Genomic DNA, 17,233 nt, shown 5'->3' with positions numbered 1-17,233 from the left:
CCGGCCGGCTGCGCAGCCGCTCCCCCGCCTGGATGATCAGCCTGTGCCTTCGACGACGCAGCTGACCTGGCGGCAGCGGCTGTCGCGGTGGGACGTGCGTGTCTCGCCGTACCTCTACGTCGCGCCGTTCTTCGTGCTGTTCCTGCTCGTCGGGATGTTCCCGCTGCTCTACACCGGCTGGGTCTCGGTGCACGACTGGAGCCTGCTGGGCGGCAAGGGCGACTTCGTCGGCGTCGACAACTACACGAAGGTGTTCGGCGACCAGTACTTCTGGGTCGCCCTCCGCAACACCGTCAGCATCTTCCTGCTGTCCTCGGTGCCGCAGGTGCTGCTCGCCCTGGTCGTGGCCGGCCTGCTCGACAACGAGCTGCGCGGCAAGGTGCTCTGGCGGATGAGCGTGCTGGTCCCGTTCGTCGTGGCCCCGGCCGCGGTCGCGCTGATCTTCGGCAACCTGTTCGGCGACAAGTACGGCCTGGTCAACGCCGTCCTCGGCGTCGTCGGCATCGACCCGGTCCGGTGGCACGTCGACACCCTCGCCAGCCACGTCGCGATCGCGAGCATGGTCAACTGGCGCTGGACCGGCTACAACGCGCTGATCCTGCTCGCCTCCATGCAGGCCGTCCCCCGCGACCTCTACGAATCGGCGGCGCTCGACGGTGCCGGCCGGGTCCGGCAGTTCCTCTCCGTCACCATCCCGATGATCCGGCCGACGCTGATCTTCGTCGTGATCACCTCGACGATCGGCGGTCTGCAGATCTTCACCGAGCCGCGGCTGTTCGACAACGTCGGGCTCGGCGGCTCCGACCGGCAGTGGCAGACCGTGACGCTCTACCTCTGGGAGCTCGGCTGGCGGATCCGCGACCTCGGTACGGCGTCGGCGGTGGCCTGGCTGCTCTTCGGCTTCATCACGGCCTTCGCGCTGCTCAACCTCGTGCTCGGTCGGCGGCTGAGCCACCTCCACGGCCATGCCCACGGCCGCGGCCTCGGAAGGAGGCGGCGATGACCCGGCGACCCGGCTTCCTCGTCTACGGCCTGCTCACCGCGTTCGTGCTCGGCTCGGCGATGCCGCTGTGGTGGTCGTTCGTGATCGGCTCCCACACCAAGGAGATCGTCAACCGCGACACGCCTCCGCTCGTCCCGGGCGGGCACTTCCTCTCCAACGCCGCCCGCGTGTTCGACACGGTCGACTTCTGGAAGGCGCTGTCCAACAGCCTGATCGTGTCGACCGTCTGCGCGGCGTCGGTGGTGTTCTTCTGCACGCTGGCCGGCTACGCCTTCGCCAAGCTCCGGTTCCGCGGCAGCACGCCCCTCATGGTGTTCGTCGTCGCCACGCTCGCCGTACCCACGCAGCTCGGGGTGATCCCCCTCTTCATCCTGATGGCCGACCTCGGCTGGACCGGCACCCTCGCGGCGGTGATCGTGCCGACCCTGGTCACGGCGTTCGGCGTCTTCTTCATGCGGCAGTACCTCGTCGACGCGATCCCGGACGAGCTCATCGAGGCCGCCCGCGTCGACGGCTGCTCGATGATCCGGGTCTTCTGGAACGTCGCCGTCCCCGCCGCGCGGCCGGCCGCCGCGATCCTCGGCCTGTTCACGTTCATGACCGTGTGGACCGACTTCTTCTGGCCGATGATCGCGCTCCCCGCGAGCAACCCGACCGTCCAGATCGCGTTGCAGCAGCTGCAGAGCGGCTACTACGTCGACTACGCGCTGGTGCTCTGCGGTGCGGTGCTGTCGACGATCCCGCTGCTCGTCCTGTTCGTCCTGACCGGCCGCCAGCTGGTGGCCGGCATCATGCAAGGAGCTGTCAAGGGATGACCGACACCATCCGCCCGACCGTCGCCGCCGGGGCCCAGCCGGGTGCGGTGTCGTTCCCGCCGGGCTTCCTCTGGGGCGCCGCCACCGCGTCGTACCAGATCGAGGGCGCCGCCACCGAGGACGGCCGCCGGCCGTCGATCTGGGACACCTTCTGCCGCGTGCCCGACGCCGTCGCCGGCGGTGACACCGGCGACGTCGCGTGCGACCACTACCACCGCGTCGACGAGGACGTCGCGCTGATGGCGGAGCTCAACCTGGGCGCCTACCGGTTCTCGACCGCATGGCCGCGGGTCCGCCCCGACGGCCGCAGCGTCAACCAGGCCGGCGTCGACTTCTACGCCCGGCTCGTCGACAGGCTGCTCGACCGCAGCATCCGGCCGTGGCTCACGCTCTACCACTGGGACCTGCCGCAGGCGCTCGAGGACGAGGGCGGCTGGACGAACCGCGACACGGCGTACCGCTTCGCCGACTACGCGCTGACCCTGTACGACGCCATCGGCGACCGCTGCCCGGTCTGGACGACGCTCAACGAGCCGTTTTGCTCGGCGTTCCTCGGCCACGCCGGCGGGCAGCACGCGCCGGGCCGGCGCGACCCCGCGGCCGCGCTGGTCGCCGCGCACCACCTCCTGCTCGGGCACGGGCTCGTCGTCGACGAGCTGCGGCGTCGCGGCACCACGGCCGACCTCGGCATCACGCTGAACCTCACCGTGGCCGACCCGTTCGACCCGACCGACGAGGCCGACGTCGACGCCGCGCGGCGGATCGACGCGCTGCACAACCGGCTGTTCCTCGACGCGACCCTGCGCGGCCGCTACCCCGAGGACCTGTACGACGACACCGCCCACCTGCACTGGGCGGGCCGGCCGTGGCGCGACGTGGTGCGCGACGGCGACCTCGCCCAGATCCACCAGCCGCTCGACGTGCTGGGGGTGAACTACTACCACGGCGACGCGGTCTCGGGCCGGCCGCAGCCGGGCGCCCCCGGGTTCGGCAGCGGCCGGCCCGGCTGGACCACCGGCTCGCCGTTCTCCGGCTCCGAGCACGTCACGTTCCCCCGCCGCGGCCTGCCCCGCACCCACATGGGCTGGGAGGTGCAGCCCGAGGGGTTCACCCGGCTGCTGCGCCGGCTCGGCGAGTACGCCGCGCCGCCGATCTACGTCACCGAGAACGGCGCCGCCTACGAGGACCGGGTCGGCCCGGACGGCGGCGTGCACGACCCGGACCGGATCGCCTACATCGACGGCCACCTGCGCGCCGTCCACGACGCGATCTCGGCCGGCGTCGACGTGCGCGGCTTCTTCCAGTGGTCGCTGCTCGACAACTTCGAGTGGGCCTACGGCTACGGCAAGCGCTTCGGCATCGTGCACGTCGACTACGCCACCCAGCGTCGTACCCCCAAGTCCAGTGCGCGCTTCTACGCCGAGGTCGCGGCGACCGGCCGGCTGGGGTCGCTACCGTGACGTCCGTGGACGGATCGCCGACGCTCGACGAGGTGGCGCGCGTCGCCGGTGTCTCGCGGGCGACCGCGTCCCGCGCGATCAACGGCGGCCACCGGGTGAGCCCGGCTGCGCTGGCGGCGGTGCAGAGAGCGGTGACGTCCTTGGGGTACTCCCCCAACCCCGCCGCCCGCAGCCTGGTCACCCGGCGTACCGGCTCGGTCGCGGTGGTGGTACCCGAGCCCGACGAGCGGGTCTTCTCCGACCCGTTCTTCGCGCGCACGCTGCGCTCGGTCAACCGCGTGCTCGCCGAGAAGGACCTCCAGCTCGTGCTGCTGCTGGCCCGGCCCGGCGAGGAGGAGGAGCGGATGCTGCGCTACCTGCGCGCACGGCACGTCGACGGCGCGATCGTGGTCTCGCACCACCGCAGCGACAGCCTCGCCGACCACCTGGCCGGGATCGCGCTGCCGTGCGTCTTCGTCGGCCGGCCGCTGAGCAGCGGCGACAAGGTCGCCTACGTCGACACCGACAACGTCGGCGGCGGGCGCGAGGCCGCGACGGTGCTGGTCGAGCGCGGCTGCCGCCGGATCGGCACGGTCGCCGGCCCGGCCGACATGTCCGCCGGTGAGGACCGGCTGGCCGGCTGGCGCGACGCCCTGGCCGCGGCAGGACTGGCCACCGATGCCGTCGAGCACGGCGACTTCACCGAGCAGGGCGGCGCGGCAGCCGCCGAGCAGCTGCTCGACCGGCATCCCGACCTCGACGGCCTCGCCGTCGCCTCCGACCTGATGGCTCTGGGCGCGCTGCGCGTGCTCGCCGCGCACGGCCGGCGGGTGCCCGACGACGTCGCGGTCGTCGGCTACGACGACATCGGCCTCGCCGAGACCACCGACCCGCCGCTCACCACGATCCGCAACCCCATCGGCCTGATGGCCGAGCGCGCCACCCGGATGCTGCTCGAGCAGCTCGACGGCACGTCCGACGCGACGCCGGTGCGGATGGTGTTCCCGCCGGCGCTGGTCCGGCGCGCGTCAGCCTGACCGCCGTACGTCCCCGGGCTCGGGGGCGCGAGCCGCCGCTCAGGCGCAGCAGACGGACGCGGCCGGTGTCGTTGCTCGGTGCAGGGAGCGGGTCGCCTCGCGGAGCCGGCCGGCGGCGCGGCGCCAGGTGGACGGGTGGCAGCAGCGGGCCAGCGCGGCGATCCGCGCGTGGCGCGCCAGCTCGACGCGGTCACGGATCATCTCGCGGGCGAGGATGCCCGAGGTGTCGAGCGGGTTCATCGGGTCACCTCCACGCGCTCGGCACCCGCGCGGTCGGCGTTCTCGAAGCCGGCGCAGCAGCCACCGGCGGCCGCGTCGTCGGCGCACTCGAGCTGGGTGAGCTCGGCACTCGCCTTGCCCTCGAGCTCGGGGTGGGCGTCCGCCAGGACGACGTAGTTCTCCCAGCGCTGGCCGTCGGGCCCGGTGACCCAGTGCTTGTCCTGGCGGGCGTAGCAGCACACGACGTCGCCCTCGACGTCGAGCGTGAGTCCCGCGGCCTCGAGGCGGTCCGCCTCGGCCTGTACCTCCTCCATCGAGGAGCGCTCGACGCCGACGTGGTTGAGGGTGCCGGTCGCCCCGGCGTTCTCGAAGAGCACGAGCTTGAGCGGGGGGTTCTCGACGGCGAAGTTGGCATAGCCCGGACGACGCTTGGCCGGCTCGGTGTCGAAGAGCGTGGAGTAGAAGTCGACGGCGGCGTCGATGTCGTCGACGTTGAGGGCGAGCTGGACGCGGGACATGGGGACCTCCTCAGGAAGCATCCATCGATGCTTGTCGATACGTCTGATGCGATGAACAGTACCCACCCATTGATGGAAGTCAATGGGTTTGGCAGAATGACTTCGGAGAGACACCGAGAGAAGGAGGCCCGGGTGGGCGTGAAGGAGCTGCCGCTGGTGGAGCGGCCGGGTACGGCGGCGTCGGCGGACGAGTGCTGCACCCCGCTGGTGACCACGCTGCTGCCCGAGCCCGACGCGGAGGTGCTCTCGGAGCGGTTCGCCGCGCTGGGCGACCCGGTGCGGCTGCGCCTGGTCTCGCTGCTCGCGAACGCCGAGGGCGGCGCGGTGTGCGTGTGCGACCTGACCGAGCCGGTCGGGCGGTCGCAGGGCACCGTGAGCCACCACCTCAAGGTGCTCTCCAACGCCGGCCTGGTCACGGCCGAGAAGCGCGGGCGCAACATGTGGTACTCCGTCGTGCCGTCGTCGCTCGAGGCGCTGCGCGCCTCGCTCGTCACCCGGTGAACCCGCCGGTGCGGCCCGTGCACCTGCGTCGCGCTGTGGCGGAGCTGGTCGGGACCGCGTTCCTGGTCGCCGCCGTGGTCGGCTCCGGCATCGCCGCGCAGCGGCTCTCCCCCGAGGACACCGGCCTGCAGCTGCTGGAGAACAGCCTCGCCACGGGCGCGGTCCTGGTCGCGCTCATCCTCGCCCTGCAGCCCGTCTCCGCGTCGTTCAACCCCGTCGTCACCCTCGTCGAGCGGGTCCTCGGCCGCGTGGACACGGCCACGGCAGCGGTCCTCGTCGTTTCCCAGGTGGCCGGCGGCCTGGTGGGGGTGGTGGTCGCGAACCTGATGTTCGACCTCGACGCCGTCAGCATCTCCACCCACGACCGCGGGGGGTCCGGCCAGCTGCTCGGCGAGGTCGTGGCCACCCTCGGCCTCGTGCTCGTCGTGTTCGGCGCGCTCCGGTCCCCGCGGATCGAGACGGTTGCGTTCGCGGTCGGCGGCTACATCACCGCCGCCTACTGGTTCACGAGCTCCACCAGCTTCGCCAACCCGGCCGTCACCGTGGCGCGGATGCTCTCCGACACCTTCGCCGGGATCGCCCCCGCGTCGGTCCTGCCGTTCGTCGCCATGCAGCTGATCGGGGGCGGCGTCGGCGCCGCGCTCGTCCTCCTGCTCCACGCCACCCCGGCGGCCGCGACCGCCGTACCCCTCGAGGAGTCCCCGTGAGCAAGCCGACCGTCCTGTTCGTCTGCGTGCACAACGCCGGCCGCTCCCAGATGGCGGCCGGCTACCTCCAGCACCTCGCCGGCGACCGGATCGAGGTCCTCTCGGCGGGCTCCCAGCCCGCCGACCAGGTCAACCAGGTCGCCGTCGCCGCCATGGCCGAGGACGGCATCGACATCGCCGCGGCGCAGCCGAAGCTGCTCAGCGACTCCGCCGTCCAGCAGGCCGACGTCGTCGTCACGATGGGCTGTGGCGACGCGTGCCCGTTCTACCCCGGCACGCGCTACGAGGACTGGGTGCTCGACGACCCCGCCGGCCAGGGCATCGACGTCGTGCGCCCGATCCGCGACGAGATCCGCCGTCGCGTCGAGGTGCTCGTCGAGGAGCTCACCCGCTGACCGGTCGCACCAGCAGGCAGAACGGGTGCCCGGCCGGGTCCGCGAGCACGTAGAGCGGCTCGCCCTCGTCCTGCGAGCGCTCGTGCAGCAGCCGGGCGCCGAGCGCGAGGGCCCGGGCGCGGTGCCGCTCCAGCTCCTCGACCGTGGGCACCGCGAAGTCCATGTGCATCTGCATCGGCACCTGCTCCGACGGCCACGTGGGAGGGGTCGTGTCGAGCTTCTGCTGGATGGTCAGCACCCGGTGGCCGTCGTCGTCGAGCAGGACCAGCCAGTCGGCGTCGTCGGGGCTGCCGTCGGTCGGCGGCTGCTCACCGTCGCGGTACCGCAGCCCGAGCAGCTGCCGGTAGAACTCTCCCAGGCCCCGGCAGTCCCGGGCGTCGATCGCGGTGTGCAGCAGGACGGGGTATCGGGGCACGCGCGCCTCCTCGGGGCTCGGGTGCCCAACCTACGCACCTAGCCCAGTGACGTCGCTACGCTCCGGGTCAGCCGCAGCGCCTGGCGGGCCCAGGCCGGGCTCGCTCCGGCCAGTCCGCACGTGGGCGTCACCACGAGGTGCCCGGCGACGGCCTCGGGGTCGAAGCCGAGCATGTCGAGGAAGCGCAGCACCTGCTCCACCACGGCCTTCTCGCCGGGCGGCGTCGCCGGGTCGGTCGAGGGCACGACGCCGAGCAGGACCGGCGCGCCCTTCTCCAGCAGCGTCGCGACCTCGTCGTACGCCGACGCGGCGAGCACGCCGAGGTCGACCGACAGCCCCTGCGCGCCTGCGCCGGTGAGCAGCGCGGCGGGGACGTCGGCGACGCAGCAGTGCGCGAGCGGTACGGCGCCGGCGGAGGCGACCGCGGCGAACACTTCCTCCAGCAGCGCGGACGCGACCGGGAGGTCGACGGAACGGTGCCGGTGGAACCCGGAGGCGGTCGGGATGCTGCCGGCGAGCACGGCCGGGAGCGCCGGCTCGTCGACCTGGACGAGCAGCTCGGTCGCGCCCGGCACCCGGCGGCGCACGTCGGCGACGTGCTCGGCGACGCCCTCGGCCAGCGCCTGGGCGAGCTCGCGCCGGGCGCCGTGGTCGGCGAGCACGCGGTCGCCGCGCGGCTTCTCGACGGTCGCGGCGAGCGTCCACGGCCCGGTGACCTGCACCTTGAACCGGCCTTCGTAGCCCTGCGCCTGCTCCTCGATCGCGTCGAGGTCCTGGGCGAGGAGCGACCGGGCCCGGCGGTGGTCGGCACCCGGGGACCCAGTGCTTCCCGTCAGCCGCCAGCCGGCCGGTTGGAGGTCGGCGTCGAGGCCGCCGACGAGCGCGAGCGTCCGTCCGGTCATCGACGCGGTCGCGCCGCGGCCGGGCAGCTCGGGCAGGTGCGGCAGGTCGGGCAGCTCGCCGAGCACGGTGCGGACGGCCTCGTCGAAGGCCGCGGCGTCGTCTCCCGGCAGGGAACCGATCCCGGTGGCGATCGTCATGCGGTGGCCGCCGGCACGCGCCGGGTCGCGCTGATCGTGCAGGAGCCGACGACACGGGTGCCGTCGTACACGACCGCGGCCTGGCCGGGCGCGATCCCCTGGGCGGTGTCGAGCAGGTCGATGGTGATGTCGTCTCCGTCGACGCGGACGACCGCGCGGTGCTCGTCGCCGTGCGCGCGGAGCTGGACGGTGCCGTGCAGCTCGCCGGTCAGCGGGGTGCCGCACCAGCGCGGCCGGATGCCCGCGATCCGGTCGACGGTGAGCGCCTCGCGCGGACCGACGGTGACGGTTCCGCTGACCGGCTCGATGTCGAGCACGTAGCGCGGCTTGCCGTCGGCGGCAGGTCGGCCGATGCGCAGCCCCTTGCGCTGGCCGATCGTGAAGCCGAACGCTCCGCCGTGACGGCCGAGCACCTCGCCGCTGGCGTGGTCGACGATGTCGCCGGAGCCGGCGCCGAGCTTCTCGCTCAGCCAGCCGCCGGTGTCGCCGTCGGAGATGAAGCAGATGTCGTGGCTGTCGGGCTTCTTCGCGACCTGCAGCCGGCGACGCTCGGCCTCGGCGCGCACCTCGTGCTTGGGGGTGTTGCCGAGCGGGAAGAGCGCGTGCGCGAGCTGGTCCTGGGTGAGCACGCCGAGCACGTAGGACTGGTCCTTGCGGTCGTCGTCGGCGCGGTGCATCTCGACCAGCCCGTCGTCGCCGGTGACGAGCCGCGCATAGTGGCCGGTCGCGACCGCGTCGAACCCGAGGGCGAGCGCGCGCTCGAGGACGGCGGCGAACTTGATCTTCTCGTTGCAGCGCAGGCAGGGGTTGGGGGTGCGGCCGGCGGTGTACTCGGCCATGAAGTCCTCGACGACGTCCTCGTGGAACCGGTCGCTCAGGTCCCAGACGTAGAACGGGATCCCGATCGCGTCGGCCGCGCGGCGCGCGTCGTTGGCGTCCTCGATCGTGCAGCAGCCGCGGGCGCCGGTGCGGTAGGACTTTGGGTTGCGCGAGAGCGCGAGGTGGATGCCGGTGACGTCGTGGCCCGCCTCCGCGGCGCGGGCCGCGGCCACGGCGGAGTCGACGCCGCCGGACATGGCGGCGAGAACCTTCACGGGAGTCACACCGCCTTGCGGGCGGAACCGCCGATGCCGGAGACGGCGCCGGCCGCCCGGGCGCGCTCGACGACGGGGCCGATCGCCTCGACGAGCGCGTCGACGTCGGCCTGCGTGGAGCTGTGGCCGAGCGAGAACCGCAGGGACGACCGGGCCTGCTCGTCGTCGTGGCCCATGGCGAGCAGCACGTGGGAGGGCTGCGGCACGCCGGCCGAGCACGCCGACCCGGTCGAGCACGCGATGCCGCGGGCGTCGAGCAGCATCAGCAGCGAGTCGCCCTCGCAGCCGGGGAACGTGAGGTGCGCGTTGCCGGGCAGCCGGTGGTCGGGCGCGCAGTCGGGGTCGCCGTTGACGCCGGCGTCGGGCACCACCTCGGTGACCCGACTGACCAAGTCGTTGCGCAGCGCGCAGACGCGCTCGGCGTGCTCGGCCTGCCGCTTCACCGCGAGCTCGACGGCCGTCGCGAAGCCGGCGATGGCCGGGGTGTCGATGGTGCCGGACCGGACGTCGCGCTCCTGACCGCCGCCGTGCAGCTGCGGGGTGAGCGCGAGCTCCCGCCGCACGACGAGCGCGCCGACGCCGTACGGGCCGCCGACCTTGTGGGCGGTCAGGGTGAGCAGGTCGACGCCGCTCGCGGCGAAGTCGACCGGCACCTGGCCGACCGCCTGGACGGCGTCGGTGTGCACCGGGATGTCGTGGGCGTGCGCGATCGCGACGACGTCGGCGATCGGCTGCACGGTGCCGACCTCGTTGTTGGCCCACATCACCGACACCAGGGCGACCGACGCGGGGTCGCGCTCGACGGCGGCACGGAACGCCTCGACGTCGAGGCGACCGAGGTGGTCGACGGGCAGCAGCTCGACCTCGGCGTGCTCGTGCTCGGCGAGCCAGTGCAGCGGGTCGAGCACGGCGTGGTGCTCGACGGTGGTGGACAGGATCCGGGTGCGGCGGGGGTCGGCCTCACGGCGCGCCCAGTACAGCCCCTTGAGCGCGAGGTTGTCGGACTCGGTGCCGCCGGAGGTGAACACCACCTCGCCGGGGCGCGCGTCGAGCGCGGCGGCGATCGCCTCGCGGGACTCCTCGACCACCCGCCGGGCGGCGCGCCCGGCCGCGTGCAGCGAGGACGGGTTGCCGATCCGGGTGAGCTGCGCCGTCATCGCGTCGACCGCCTCGGGATACATGGGCGTCGAGGCGGCGTGGTCGAGGTAGACCAGCGGCGTGGGTGCCGACAGGGGCTGGTTCATGGCGTCTTCCAGGGTACGACGCCCGCCCGGTCGACCACGTAGCAGACCGAGGGCAGAGCCGGCCGGCCCGCGATCGGGTGGTCGTAGTGGGTCAGCAGCCGCATGCCCAGGCGCTCCATCACCGCGCGGGAGCGGCGGTTGCCGACGACGGTGAACGACAGGACCTCCTGTCGCCCGAGGTCCTCGAACGCGAACCGCAGGCACTCGAGCGCGGCCTCGGTCGCCCAGCCGTGACCCCAGGCGGAGCGTCGCAGCCGCCAGCCGACCTCGACCACCGGCTGCTCGCGGGCGTCCATCCAGTCCGCGTGCCAGCTCGGGACCAGCAGCCCGGTGAAGCCCTGGAACTCCCCCGCCGCCTCGACCACCCACGGCCCGAAGCCTCGCTCGGCGAACTGCCGCTCGACCCGGTCGACGAACGCGTCCGACTCCGCTCGCGTCATCGTCGACGGGAAGTGCTCCATCACGTCCGGGTCGGCGTTCATCTCCGCGAACGCCGGCCGGTCCTCCTCGCGCCAGGCGCGCAGCACGAGCCGGTCGGTGGTCAGCACCGGCACGCTCACGCCGGCGCCGGCTTGGTCCAGGAGACGAGGTAGCGCCACAGCGCCAGCCGCCGGTACGTCGAACCGGGGAGCACGTCGCGCGCCGCCGACCGCGCGTCGTCCCACGACGACTCCGGCGCGAGCCGGGTGGTCGGCGGCTCCCACGGGACGGTCCGGCGCGACATGACCTGGTGGGTCAGCACGTCGCGCACCTCGAACGGCACGTCCCGCAGCCCGCGGAACCGGCCGGTGCCGAGCACCTGGAGCAGCCCGCCCGGCGCCAGCACGCGCGCGGCCTCGGTGAGCCCGCGCCGGGCGTCGACGTGGTGCAGCACCATCACCAGCGTCACCGCGTCGAACGACCCGTCGTCGAACGGCAGGTCCTCTGCCGACGCGACGGTGTAGGTGATCCCGTCGTCGTCGCGTGGCAGCACCTCGGCGTCGACGTCGACACCCGTGACCGCGACGCCGGGCCGGGCGACGTACCGGCAGAGGGTGCCCTCGCCGCAGCCCACGTCGAGGTGGCTGCGCGCGGTGGCCGGGACGGCGTCGCGCAGGCGCGGGTAGTGGTGGCTGTTGTGGTTCCACCGCTCCCGGAAGGGGTGACTCACGACACGACCCCGTCGACATAGACCCAGCGCCCGGCGCGCCGCTCGAACCGGCTGACCTCGTGCACCCGCTCGACACCGCGCGGGCCCTGGTAGCGGGCGACGAACTCGACGACACCGGTGTCGTCGTCCGGGCCGCCGTCCTCGGTGCGCAGCACGTCGAGGCCGAGCCAAGTCATCGGCGCGGACGTGAGGTCGTCGGGGCGGGTGCGCGGGTGCCAGGTGCGGAAGACGTAGTCGGTGCGGTCCAGTGCATAGGCGGCGTAGCGCGACCGCATCAGGGCCTCGGCCGTCGCGGCGGCACCGCCGTCGTGCAGCGGATCGCAGCAGGCGACGTACGGGCCTCCCGACCCGCAGGGACACGGCTCACCCACGGTCGAGCCGCTCCTGCCAGGGGTGGTCGGGGTGGTGCGTGCGGACCTGGTCGCGCAGCCACGTGCGCTGCGCCGCGGACATCAGCGGCCAGGCGCTGTCGAGGTCGATGGCGTCCTTGCGGCGCTGCTGCTTGGCCTTGAACAGCAGCGACACCTCGGGGTTGAGGTAGCGGATGCCGTCGCCCGCGACCCACGTGACGTCGTCGAGGTCGGCGACCAGGTCGTCGTGGCGGCGCGACCTCCAGCGGCCGTCGTCCGCGCGCGGGTTGACGATGCAGTCGACCTTCCACGGGGACCGGGCGTCGACGCGCATCCAGATCTGCGCGAGCGGAGCCAGCGGCTCGGGGTGCTCGTCGTCGATGATGCGGAAGGTGCCGCCGTCGTTGCTCCAGAGGTGGTACGTCGACCCGAGCTGGGCGCGCAGGGCAGGGACCGAGTCGGCGAACACGACCAGGTCGATGTCCTCGTGGAAGCGGCGGATACCGGTGAACGCCTCGATCGCGTGGCCGCCGACGACCCACCACGGGTCCGGGAACCCGTCCATCAGCGGCGCGAGCTCGGCCGGGGTGAGCGGGTCCCAGTCGCCGTAGACGTCGCAGAACGCGCGGTCCTCGGCATCGGGCTCCCACGCCACGTCGTGCTCGGCGGTGCTCATCGGGACAGTATGGCGACCAGCGCGCGGTGGTCGGTGCCGTCGATCGCGACGGTCTCGGTGCCGACCGCGTGCAGCACCTCGTTGGTGAGCACGTGGTCGATGGCGACGAGCGGCGGCACGACGACGCCCGCGACGTCTACCTCGCCGGAGGCCGGCCACGTCGGCTGCCACCCGGAGCCGGCGTCGGTCGCCGCGTCGGACCAGCCACGCCCCGCGAGCTCGCGCAGCACGCGGTGGTCTGTGGTGGCGTTGAGGTCGCCGACGATCACGGCCGGGTCGGCGCGGTCGTAGGCCTCGCGCCGGACGACGCGGTGGTCCTCCGCCCAGCCGGCGGCGTCGCCGACCGGCGGACGGGGGTGCACCGCGACGAGCGCCAGGCCCCCGACGGTCATCGTCCAGCCGCCGAACGCGGTGTCGAGCCGCTCGACGTCCTCGATCGTCGGCCGGGCGAGGACGACCGTGCCGGTGGGGCCGGTGCCGGCCTCCCCGGCACGGTGCGGGAACGCGTCGGCGAGGCCTGCGTCGTCCAGGCGTCGCAGCGCGGACTCGTCGACCTCCTGGAGCACGAGCACGTCGACGTCGCGCGTCGTCGCGGCCTCGACCACGTCCTCGGCGTCCGCCTGGCCGAGCATGAGGTTGAGCGACATCACGCGGACCGGGTCGCCCCGGTCGGGCGCGACGTCGCCGCCGAGGAACATCCGCGACACGAGCACGCCGTGCAGCACCGCGCCGGCCAGCGACACGATCGCCAGCGTCGCCGCCACCCGCTGCCAGCCGCCCTCCCCCGCGGCCCACGCGACCGCGAGGAGCAGGAGCGAGGCGACGTACAGCGGGACGGCGTACGGCGTGAACGCGACGAGCCGGACCCAGGTCCCGCCCGGCGGCTGCACGAGCCGGGCGACCGAGAGCGCCAGGGCAGGGACGAGGAGGACGGTCACGAGCAGCCCGAGCAGCACCCACCGCAGCCTCATGCGGCAACGCTAGTTGGGGGCTCGTGTCAGACCGGGGAGGCGACCGGGCGAGTGTCGCCGCAGGACACGCCGAAAATCGGTTTGCGTCGGCGACCACGCGTCCCTGACACTGATCCGGCCATGAAGAGCTGACACCACCCTCACTCGCGTCCGCGGCCCCTGCGTGCCCGGCGAGTGGTCCCTCCCTCCCGGATCGGTGGTAGCTCTTGCCTGCTTCTCTGACTGCGCGCGCACTCCCTCTCGTCGCGCGCGACCTCTCCAAGTCCTACGGCGACCGCGTCGTCCTCGACGGCGTCGACCTAGTCGCCTCCCCCGGTCTGCCCCTGGGGATGGTGGGCGAGAACGGCGTCGGCAAGTCGACCCTGCTGCGGTTGCTTGCCGGCGCCGAGCCCGCCGACGCCGGGACGGTCACCCGGCCGCCCGGGCTCGCCTACCTGGCGCAGGAGCCCGAGTTCGGCGACGCCCGCACGGTCGGTGACGTGCTGGACCGGGCGCTGGCGCCGCTGCACGACGCCGCCACCAGGCTCGAGGAGCTCGCCGCCCGGCTCGACGACCCTGCGGTGGTCGAGGAGTACGCCGACCTCCTCGAGTGGTGCGAGCTGCGCGACGTCTGGGACGCCGACCGTCGTGCGGTGGAGGCAGCCGACCGGCTGGGCCTCGGTCGCGTCGACCGTTCGACCCCGGTGCAGCGGCTCTCGGGCGGTCAGCGCTCGCGCCTGGCGCTCGCCGCGCTCGTCGCCGGCCGTCCGCCGTGCGTGCTGCTGGACGAGCCGACCAACCATCTCGACGACGACGCCGTCGAGCTGCTCGAGCAGTTCCTGACCGACCTGCCCGGGGTGGTCGTCATCGCCAGCCACGACCGCGCGTTCCTCGAGGCCGTGTGCGGCCAGGTCGTGGACCTCGACCCGAGTCACTTCGGAACCGACGGTGAGGGTGGCAACCGGTTCAGCGGCGGCTACGCGTCGTACCTCGAGCACAAGCGGAAGGCCCGCGAGCGCTGGGACGTCGCGTTCGAGGAGCAGCAGGACGAGCTCGCCCGGCTGCGCAGCGCGGCCGCGACGACCGCCCGGCGCGTCGCCCCCAACCGGGCGCCGCGCGACAACGACAAGTACATCCACCACTTCAAGGGCGAGAACGTCGCGCGCACGGTGAGCCGCCGGGTGCGCGACGTCGAGCAGCGGATCGAGGCGATCGAGAAGGACCGCGTCCCCAAGCCCCCGCGGGAGCTCACGTTCGCCGGCCTCGCCGGACGGACGTCGCGCCGGGGCCGTGTCGTCCAGGCCCGCGACCTCGTGGTGACGGGCCGGGTCGCCGTACCGAGGCTCGACCTCGACGGCGGCGAGCACCTGCTCGTCACCGGCACCAACGGCTCTGGCAAGTCGACCCTGCTCAAGGTGCTCGCCGGCGTCCTCGCGCCGACCTCGGGCACGGTCGACGTCGCGGCGCGGCAGGTCGGGTACCTCCCGCAGCACGTCACGTTCCGCCGTCCGGAGCTCAGCGCGCGACAGGTGTACGACGGGCTGACCGGTGTGGACGACGTGGCCGGCGGCGCCGTACCGCGGCTGACCGAGCTCGGGCTGTTGCCGCCCCGCGACCTGCACCGCCCGGTGGGTGACCTGAGCCTGGGCCAGCACCGGCGACTCGCGCTGGCCGTCCTCGTCGCCCAGGCGCCGGACCTGCTGCTGCTCGACGAGCCGACCAACCACGTGTCGCTCGCCCTCGCCGAGGAGCTGGAGGAGGCGCTGCGCACCACACCGGCCGCCGTCGTGGTGGCGAGCCACGACCGGTGGCTGCGGCGCCGCTGGGACGGGGCGCACCTCGGCCTGTAGTCCTGCGTAGCCGCCACACGTCACACCGTCGTAGCCCGATCGGACCAGCGACCCGGACCGCTCGGCGGTGCCGCCCGCGGCGCCGGCTCGACGAGACTTCACCTCTGACAAGTACGGGGGCGGAGAACATGCGGGGTCAGCCACGGGTGCTCCTGGTCGACGGTCACGCCCTGCTGGCGGAGGCCGTCGCCGCGGCGCTGCGGGCGGACGGCCTCGACGCGCGGCGCGCCGACCTCACCTCGCGCGAGGAGCTGGTCGCCGCCGTCGAGGCCGATCCCCCGGACCTGGTCCTGCTGGACCTCGACCTGGCCGGCGCGGTCGGTGAGGGCACGAGCCTCGTGCAGCCGTTCGCACGCACCTGCACCCGGGTCCTGGTGGTCAGCACGGAGCACCGCGGTACCCGGATCGGCACGGCGCTGGAGGACGGCGCCGTCGGGCACATCACCCGCTCCGTGCCGTTGCAGGAGCTGGTGACCGCGGTGGCCGCGACGCTCCGCGGCGACGAGGTCATGCCGCCCACAGGACGGCAGGCGCTGCTGGACGAGCTCCGGACCACGCGGGAGCGGGACGCCGCCACCCGACGGCCGTTCGAGCGGCTGACGACCCGCGAGCAGCAGGTGCTGCGCGAGCTCGCCAACGGCAAGGTCGTCGCCACCATCGCCGAGGAGTGGGGCGTGTCCGCGTCCACCGTGCGCAGCCAGGTGCGGGGCGTGCTCGCCAAGCTCGGCGTCTCCTCGCAGCTGGAGGCCGTGGCCCTCGCGACCCGGTCCGGCTGGCTGGTCGACGGCGACACCGACCAGCCGGTCGTGCGCGGAGCCTGAACGCGCGAGACCCCGGTCCCTCAGGGCGGGACCGGGGTCTCGATGCAGCGTGCGGGGGTCAGCCCTTGCGCTGGTTGACCTGCTCGGTGGCGGCCGGGAGGACGGCGTGCAGGTCGCCGACGACGCCGAAGTCGACGAGCTCGAAGATCGGCGCCTCCTCGTCCTTGTTGACCGCGACGATCGTCTTCGACGTCTGCATGCCGGCGCGGTGCTGGATCGCACCGGAGATGCCGTTGGCGACGTAGAGCTGCGGCGAGACGGTCTTGCCGGTCTGGCCGACCTGGAACGAGTGCGGGTACCAGCCCGAGTCCACCGCCGCACGCGACGCGCCCACCGCCGCGCCGAGGGAGTCGGCGAACGCCTCGACCGGCTCGAAGTTGCCGCCGGTGCCGCGACCACCGGAGACCACGATCGCGGCCTCGGTCAGCTCCGGGCGACCCGAGGCCTTGCGCGGCTCGGAGCCGGTGATCTTCGCGCCCTTGGCGGCGTCGGAGACCGTCGCGGCGAACGCCTCCTCGGCACCGTCGCCCGCGGCCTCCTCCGGCGTCGCGGAGTTGGGCTTCACCGTGATGATCGGGGTGCCCTTGGTGACCTTCGCCTTGACGGTGAAGTTGCCCGCGAACACCGACTGCGTCGTGGTGCCGTCGTCGGCGACGTCCACGGCGTCGGTGATCAGGCCGGAGTCGGTCTTGACCGCGAGCCGGCCGGCGACCTCCTTGCCCTCACCGGTCGAGACGACCAGCACCGCGGCCGGGGAGGTCTTCTCCACCAGCTGCGCGAGCACCTCGGCCTTCGGCGCCACCAGGTAGTCCTTGGTGTCCGCGTCCTCGACCGTGTAGATCTTCGCCGCGCCGTACTTCTTCAGCGACTCGGCGTCGGCGGAGCCGATCACGACGGCGGACGGCTCGCCGAGACGGCGCGCGATCGTCAGCAGCTCGAGGGTCGGCTTGGTCACCTTGCCGTCGACGGCGTCGACGAGAACCAGAACTTCAGACATGTCTGTCCTCCA

At 73.4% G+C, this 17,233-nt stretch carries 21 protein-coding genes; 9 read left to right on the top strand and 12 right to left on the bottom strand.

What is annotated here, in order from left to right:
• Positions 1-43: 43 nt before the first annotated feature.
• Genes ETU37_RS20055 through ETU37_RS20040 form a run of 4 tightly spaced genes read left to right on the top strand, consistent with a single transcriptional unit; the run spans position 44 to position 4,294 of the window.
• Positions 44-1,003, top strand: coding sequence for a carbohydrate ABC transporter permease (locus ETU37_RS20055; protein WP_206054079.1), 960 nt, complete (start codon positions 44-46; stop codon positions 1,001-1,003).
• Positions 1,000-1,818 (top strand): carbohydrate ABC transporter permease, encoded by an 819-nt coding sequence (locus ETU37_RS20050; protein WP_129989131.1) that lies wholly within the window; start codon positions 1,000-1,002, stop codon positions 1,816-1,818. Before ETU37_RS20055 ends, ETU37_RS20050 begins: the two co-directional genes overlap by 4 nt.
• Entirely contained in the window at positions 1,815-3,278 is a 1,464-nt protein-coding gene (locus tag ETU37_RS20045) for a glycoside hydrolase family 1 protein (protein WP_129989130.1), read from the top strand. The genes ETU37_RS20050 and ETU37_RS20045 overlap by 4 nt, the downstream gene beginning before the upstream one ends.
• Before the next feature lie 5 nt (positions 3,279-3,283).
• Entirely contained in the window at positions 3,284-4,294 is a 1,011-nt protein-coding gene (locus ETU37_RS20040) for a LacI family DNA-binding transcriptional regulator (protein WP_206054078.1), read from the top strand.
• A 39-nt stretch (positions 4,295-4,333) separates the two neighbouring features.
• Here the strand turns inward: ETU37_RS20040 and ETU37_RS20035 are convergent, their stop codons facing one another.
• Together ETU37_RS20035 and ETU37_RS20030 are read right to left on the bottom strand one after the other, a co-directional pair.
• Positions 4,334-4,534: a hypothetical protein gene (locus ETU37_RS20035; protein ID WP_129989128.1), complete on the bottom strand. Its 201-nt coding sequence runs from the start codon at positions 4,532-4,534 to the stop codon at positions 4,334-4,336.
• On the bottom strand, positions 4,531-5,031 hold the full coding sequence (locus ETU37_RS20030) for an ArsI/CadI family heavy metal resistance metalloenzyme (protein ID WP_129989127.1): 501 nt from the start codon (positions 5,029-5,031) through the stop codon (positions 4,531-4,533). The genes ETU37_RS20035 and ETU37_RS20030 overlap by 4 nt, the downstream gene beginning before the upstream one ends.
• 132 nt (positions 5,032-5,163) lie before the next feature.
• Here ETU37_RS20030 and ETU37_RS20025 point away from each other — a divergent pair, with 132 nt between their 5' ends.
• From ETU37_RS20025 to ETU37_RS20015, 3 genes are read left to right on the top strand one after another with little or no spacing between them, the layout of a single operon-like run.
• Positions 5,164-5,532, top strand: coding sequence for an ArsR/SmtB family transcription factor (locus tag ETU37_RS20025; protein ID WP_240755855.1), 369 nt, complete (start codon positions 5,164-5,166; stop codon positions 5,530-5,532).
• Positions 5,472-6,239 (top strand): aquaporin, encoded by a 768-nt coding sequence (locus ETU37_RS20020; protein ID WP_338068633.1) that lies wholly within the window; start codon positions 5,472-5,474, stop codon positions 6,237-6,239. Before ETU37_RS20025 ends, ETU37_RS20020 begins: the two co-directional genes overlap by 61 nt.
• The gene (locus tag ETU37_RS20015) at positions 6,236-6,634 is read left to right on the top strand and encodes an arsenate reductase ArsC (protein WP_129989125.1); all 399 of its coding nucleotides are present in this window, start codon (positions 6,236-6,238) and stop codon (positions 6,632-6,634) included. The genes ETU37_RS20020 and ETU37_RS20015 overlap by 4 nt, the downstream gene beginning before the upstream one ends.
• On the opposite strand, the gene ETU37_RS20010 is transcribed toward ETU37_RS20015, so the two are convergent.
• The 9 genes from ETU37_RS20010 to ETU37_RS19970 are packed head-to-tail and all read right to left on the bottom strand — an operon-like array spanning position 6,624 to position 13,574.
• Positions 6,624-7,049, bottom strand: coding sequence for a VOC family protein (locus tag ETU37_RS20010; RefSeq protein ID WP_129989124.1), 426 nt, complete (start codon positions 7,047-7,049; stop codon positions 6,624-6,626). The genes ETU37_RS20015 and ETU37_RS20010 overlap by 11 nt on opposite strands.
• Before the next feature lie 38 nt (positions 7,050-7,087).
• Complete coding sequence (locus ETU37_RS20005; protein ID WP_129989123.1) at positions 7,088-8,089, bottom strand: methionine synthase; 1,002 nt, start codon at positions 8,087-8,089, stop codon at positions 7,088-7,090.
• Positions 8,086-9,183, bottom strand: coding sequence for a tRNA 2-thiouridine(34) synthase MnmA (gene mnmA, locus ETU37_RS20000; protein WP_206054076.1), 1,098 nt, complete (start codon positions 9,181-9,183; stop codon positions 8,086-8,088). Before mnmA ends, ETU37_RS20005 begins: the two co-directional genes overlap by 4 nt.
• Positions 9,184-9,188: 5 nt before the next feature.
• A complete protein-coding gene (locus ETU37_RS19995; RefSeq protein WP_206054074.1) occupies positions 9,189-10,427 on the bottom strand; it encodes a cysteine desulfurase family protein in 1,239 nt (412 codons plus the stop codon).
• Positions 10,424-10,987 carry a GNAT family N-acetyltransferase gene (locus ETU37_RS19990; RefSeq protein ID WP_129989122.1) on the bottom strand — a complete coding sequence of 188 codons (564 nt, stop codon included), beginning with the start codon at positions 10,985-10,987 and terminating at the stop codon, positions 10,424-10,426. The genes ETU37_RS19995 and ETU37_RS19990 overlap by 4 nt, the downstream gene beginning before the upstream one ends.
• Complete coding sequence (locus ETU37_RS19985; RefSeq protein ID WP_165372614.1) at positions 10,984-11,577, bottom strand: class I SAM-dependent methyltransferase; 594 nt, start codon at positions 11,575-11,577, stop codon at positions 10,984-10,986. The genes ETU37_RS19990 and ETU37_RS19985 overlap by 4 nt, the downstream gene beginning before the upstream one ends.
• Positions 11,574-11,948 carry a YchJ family protein gene (locus ETU37_RS19980; RefSeq protein WP_129989120.1) on the bottom strand — a complete coding sequence of 125 codons (375 nt, stop codon included), beginning with the start codon at positions 11,946-11,948 and terminating at the stop codon, positions 11,574-11,576. The genes ETU37_RS19985 and ETU37_RS19980 overlap by 4 nt, the downstream gene beginning before the upstream one ends.
• Positions 11,941-12,603, bottom strand: a complete 663-nt coding sequence (locus tag ETU37_RS19975) for a hypothetical protein (RefSeq protein WP_129989119.1) — start codon at positions 12,601-12,603, stop codon at positions 11,941-11,943. The genes ETU37_RS19980 and ETU37_RS19975 overlap by 8 nt, the downstream gene beginning before the upstream one ends.
• A complete protein-coding gene (locus tag ETU37_RS19970; RefSeq protein ID WP_129989118.1) occupies positions 12,600-13,574 on the bottom strand; it encodes an endonuclease/exonuclease/phosphatase family protein in 975 nt (324 codons plus the stop codon). Before ETU37_RS19970 ends, ETU37_RS19975 begins: the two co-directional genes overlap by 4 nt.
• A 206-nt stretch (positions 13,575-13,780) precedes the next feature.
• Between ETU37_RS19970 and ETU37_RS19965 the strand changes: the two genes are divergently transcribed.
• Both ETU37_RS19965 and ETU37_RS19960 read left to right on the top strand, forming a co-directional pair.
• Positions 13,781-15,403 (top strand): ABC-F family ATP-binding cassette domain-containing protein, encoded by a 1,623-nt coding sequence (locus ETU37_RS19965; protein WP_240755853.1) that lies wholly within the window; start codon positions 13,781-13,783, stop codon positions 15,401-15,403.
• Positions 15,404-15,531: 128 nt separating this feature from the next.
• A complete protein-coding gene (locus ETU37_RS19960) occupies positions 15,532-16,224 on the top strand; it encodes a response regulator transcription factor (RefSeq protein WP_129989117.1) in 693 nt (230 codons plus the stop codon).
• 58 nt (positions 16,225-16,282) lie between these two features.
• Here the strand turns inward: ETU37_RS19960 and ETU37_RS19955 are convergent, their stop codons facing one another.
• Positions 16,283-17,221: an electron transfer flavoprotein subunit alpha/FixB family protein gene (locus tag ETU37_RS19955; RefSeq protein ID WP_129989116.1), complete on the bottom strand. Its 939-nt coding sequence runs from the start codon at positions 17,219-17,221 to the stop codon at positions 16,283-16,285.
• Positions 17,222-17,233: the final 12 nt, after the last annotated feature.

The sequence above is a fragment of the Nocardioides iriomotensis genome, assembly GCF_004168035.1.
Classification (GTDB): domain Bacteria; phylum Actinomycetota; class Actinomycetes; order Propionibacteriales; family Nocardioidaceae; genus Nocardioides_B; species Nocardioides_B iriomotensis.
Note: the sequence above shows the minus strand (reverse complement) of the source record. Positions and strands in the feature narration are given on the sequence as shown.

Bases quoted from the DNA above. Each gene is read 5' to 3' on its own strand.
- ETU37_RS20045 (WP_129989130.1), top strand. From the start codon at position 1,815: ATGACCGACACCATCCGCCCGACCGTCGCCGCCGGGGCCCAGCCGGGT.
- ETU37_RS19995 (WP_206054074.1), bottom strand. From the start codon at position 10,427: ATGAACCAGCCCCTGTCGGCACCCACGCCGCTGGTCTACCTCGACCAC.
- ETU37_RS19970 (WP_129989118.1), bottom strand. From the start codon at position 13,574: ATGAGGCTGCGGTGGGTGCTGCTCGGGCTGCTCGTGACCGTCCTCCTC.
- ETU37_RS20035 (WP_129989128.1), bottom strand. From the start codon at position 4,534: ATGAACCCGCTCGACACCTCGGGCATCCTCGCCCGCGAGATGATCCGT.
- ETU37_RS20005 (WP_129989123.1), bottom strand. From the start codon at position 8,089: ATGACGATCGCCACCGGGATCGGTTCCCTGCCGGGAGACGACGCCGCG.
- ETU37_RS20050 (WP_129989131.1), top strand. From the start codon at position 1,000: ATGACCCGGCGACCCGGCTTCCTCGTCTACGGCCTGCTCACCGCGTTC.
- ETU37_RS19960 (WP_129989117.1), top strand. From the start codon at position 15,532: ATGCGGGGTCAGCCACGGGTGCTCCTGGTCGACGGTCACGCCCTGCTG.
- ETU37_RS19955 (WP_129989116.1), bottom strand. From the start codon at position 17,221: ATGTCTGAAGTTCTGGTTCTCGTCGACGCCGTCGACGGCAAGGTGACC.
- ETU37_RS19975 (WP_129989119.1), bottom strand. From the start codon at position 12,603: ATGAGCACCGCCGAGCACGACGTGGCGTGGGAGCCCGATGCCGAGGAC.
- ETU37_RS20030 (WP_129989127.1), bottom strand. From the start codon at position 5,031: ATGTCCCGCGTCCAGCTCGCCCTCAACGTCGACGACATCGACGCCGCC.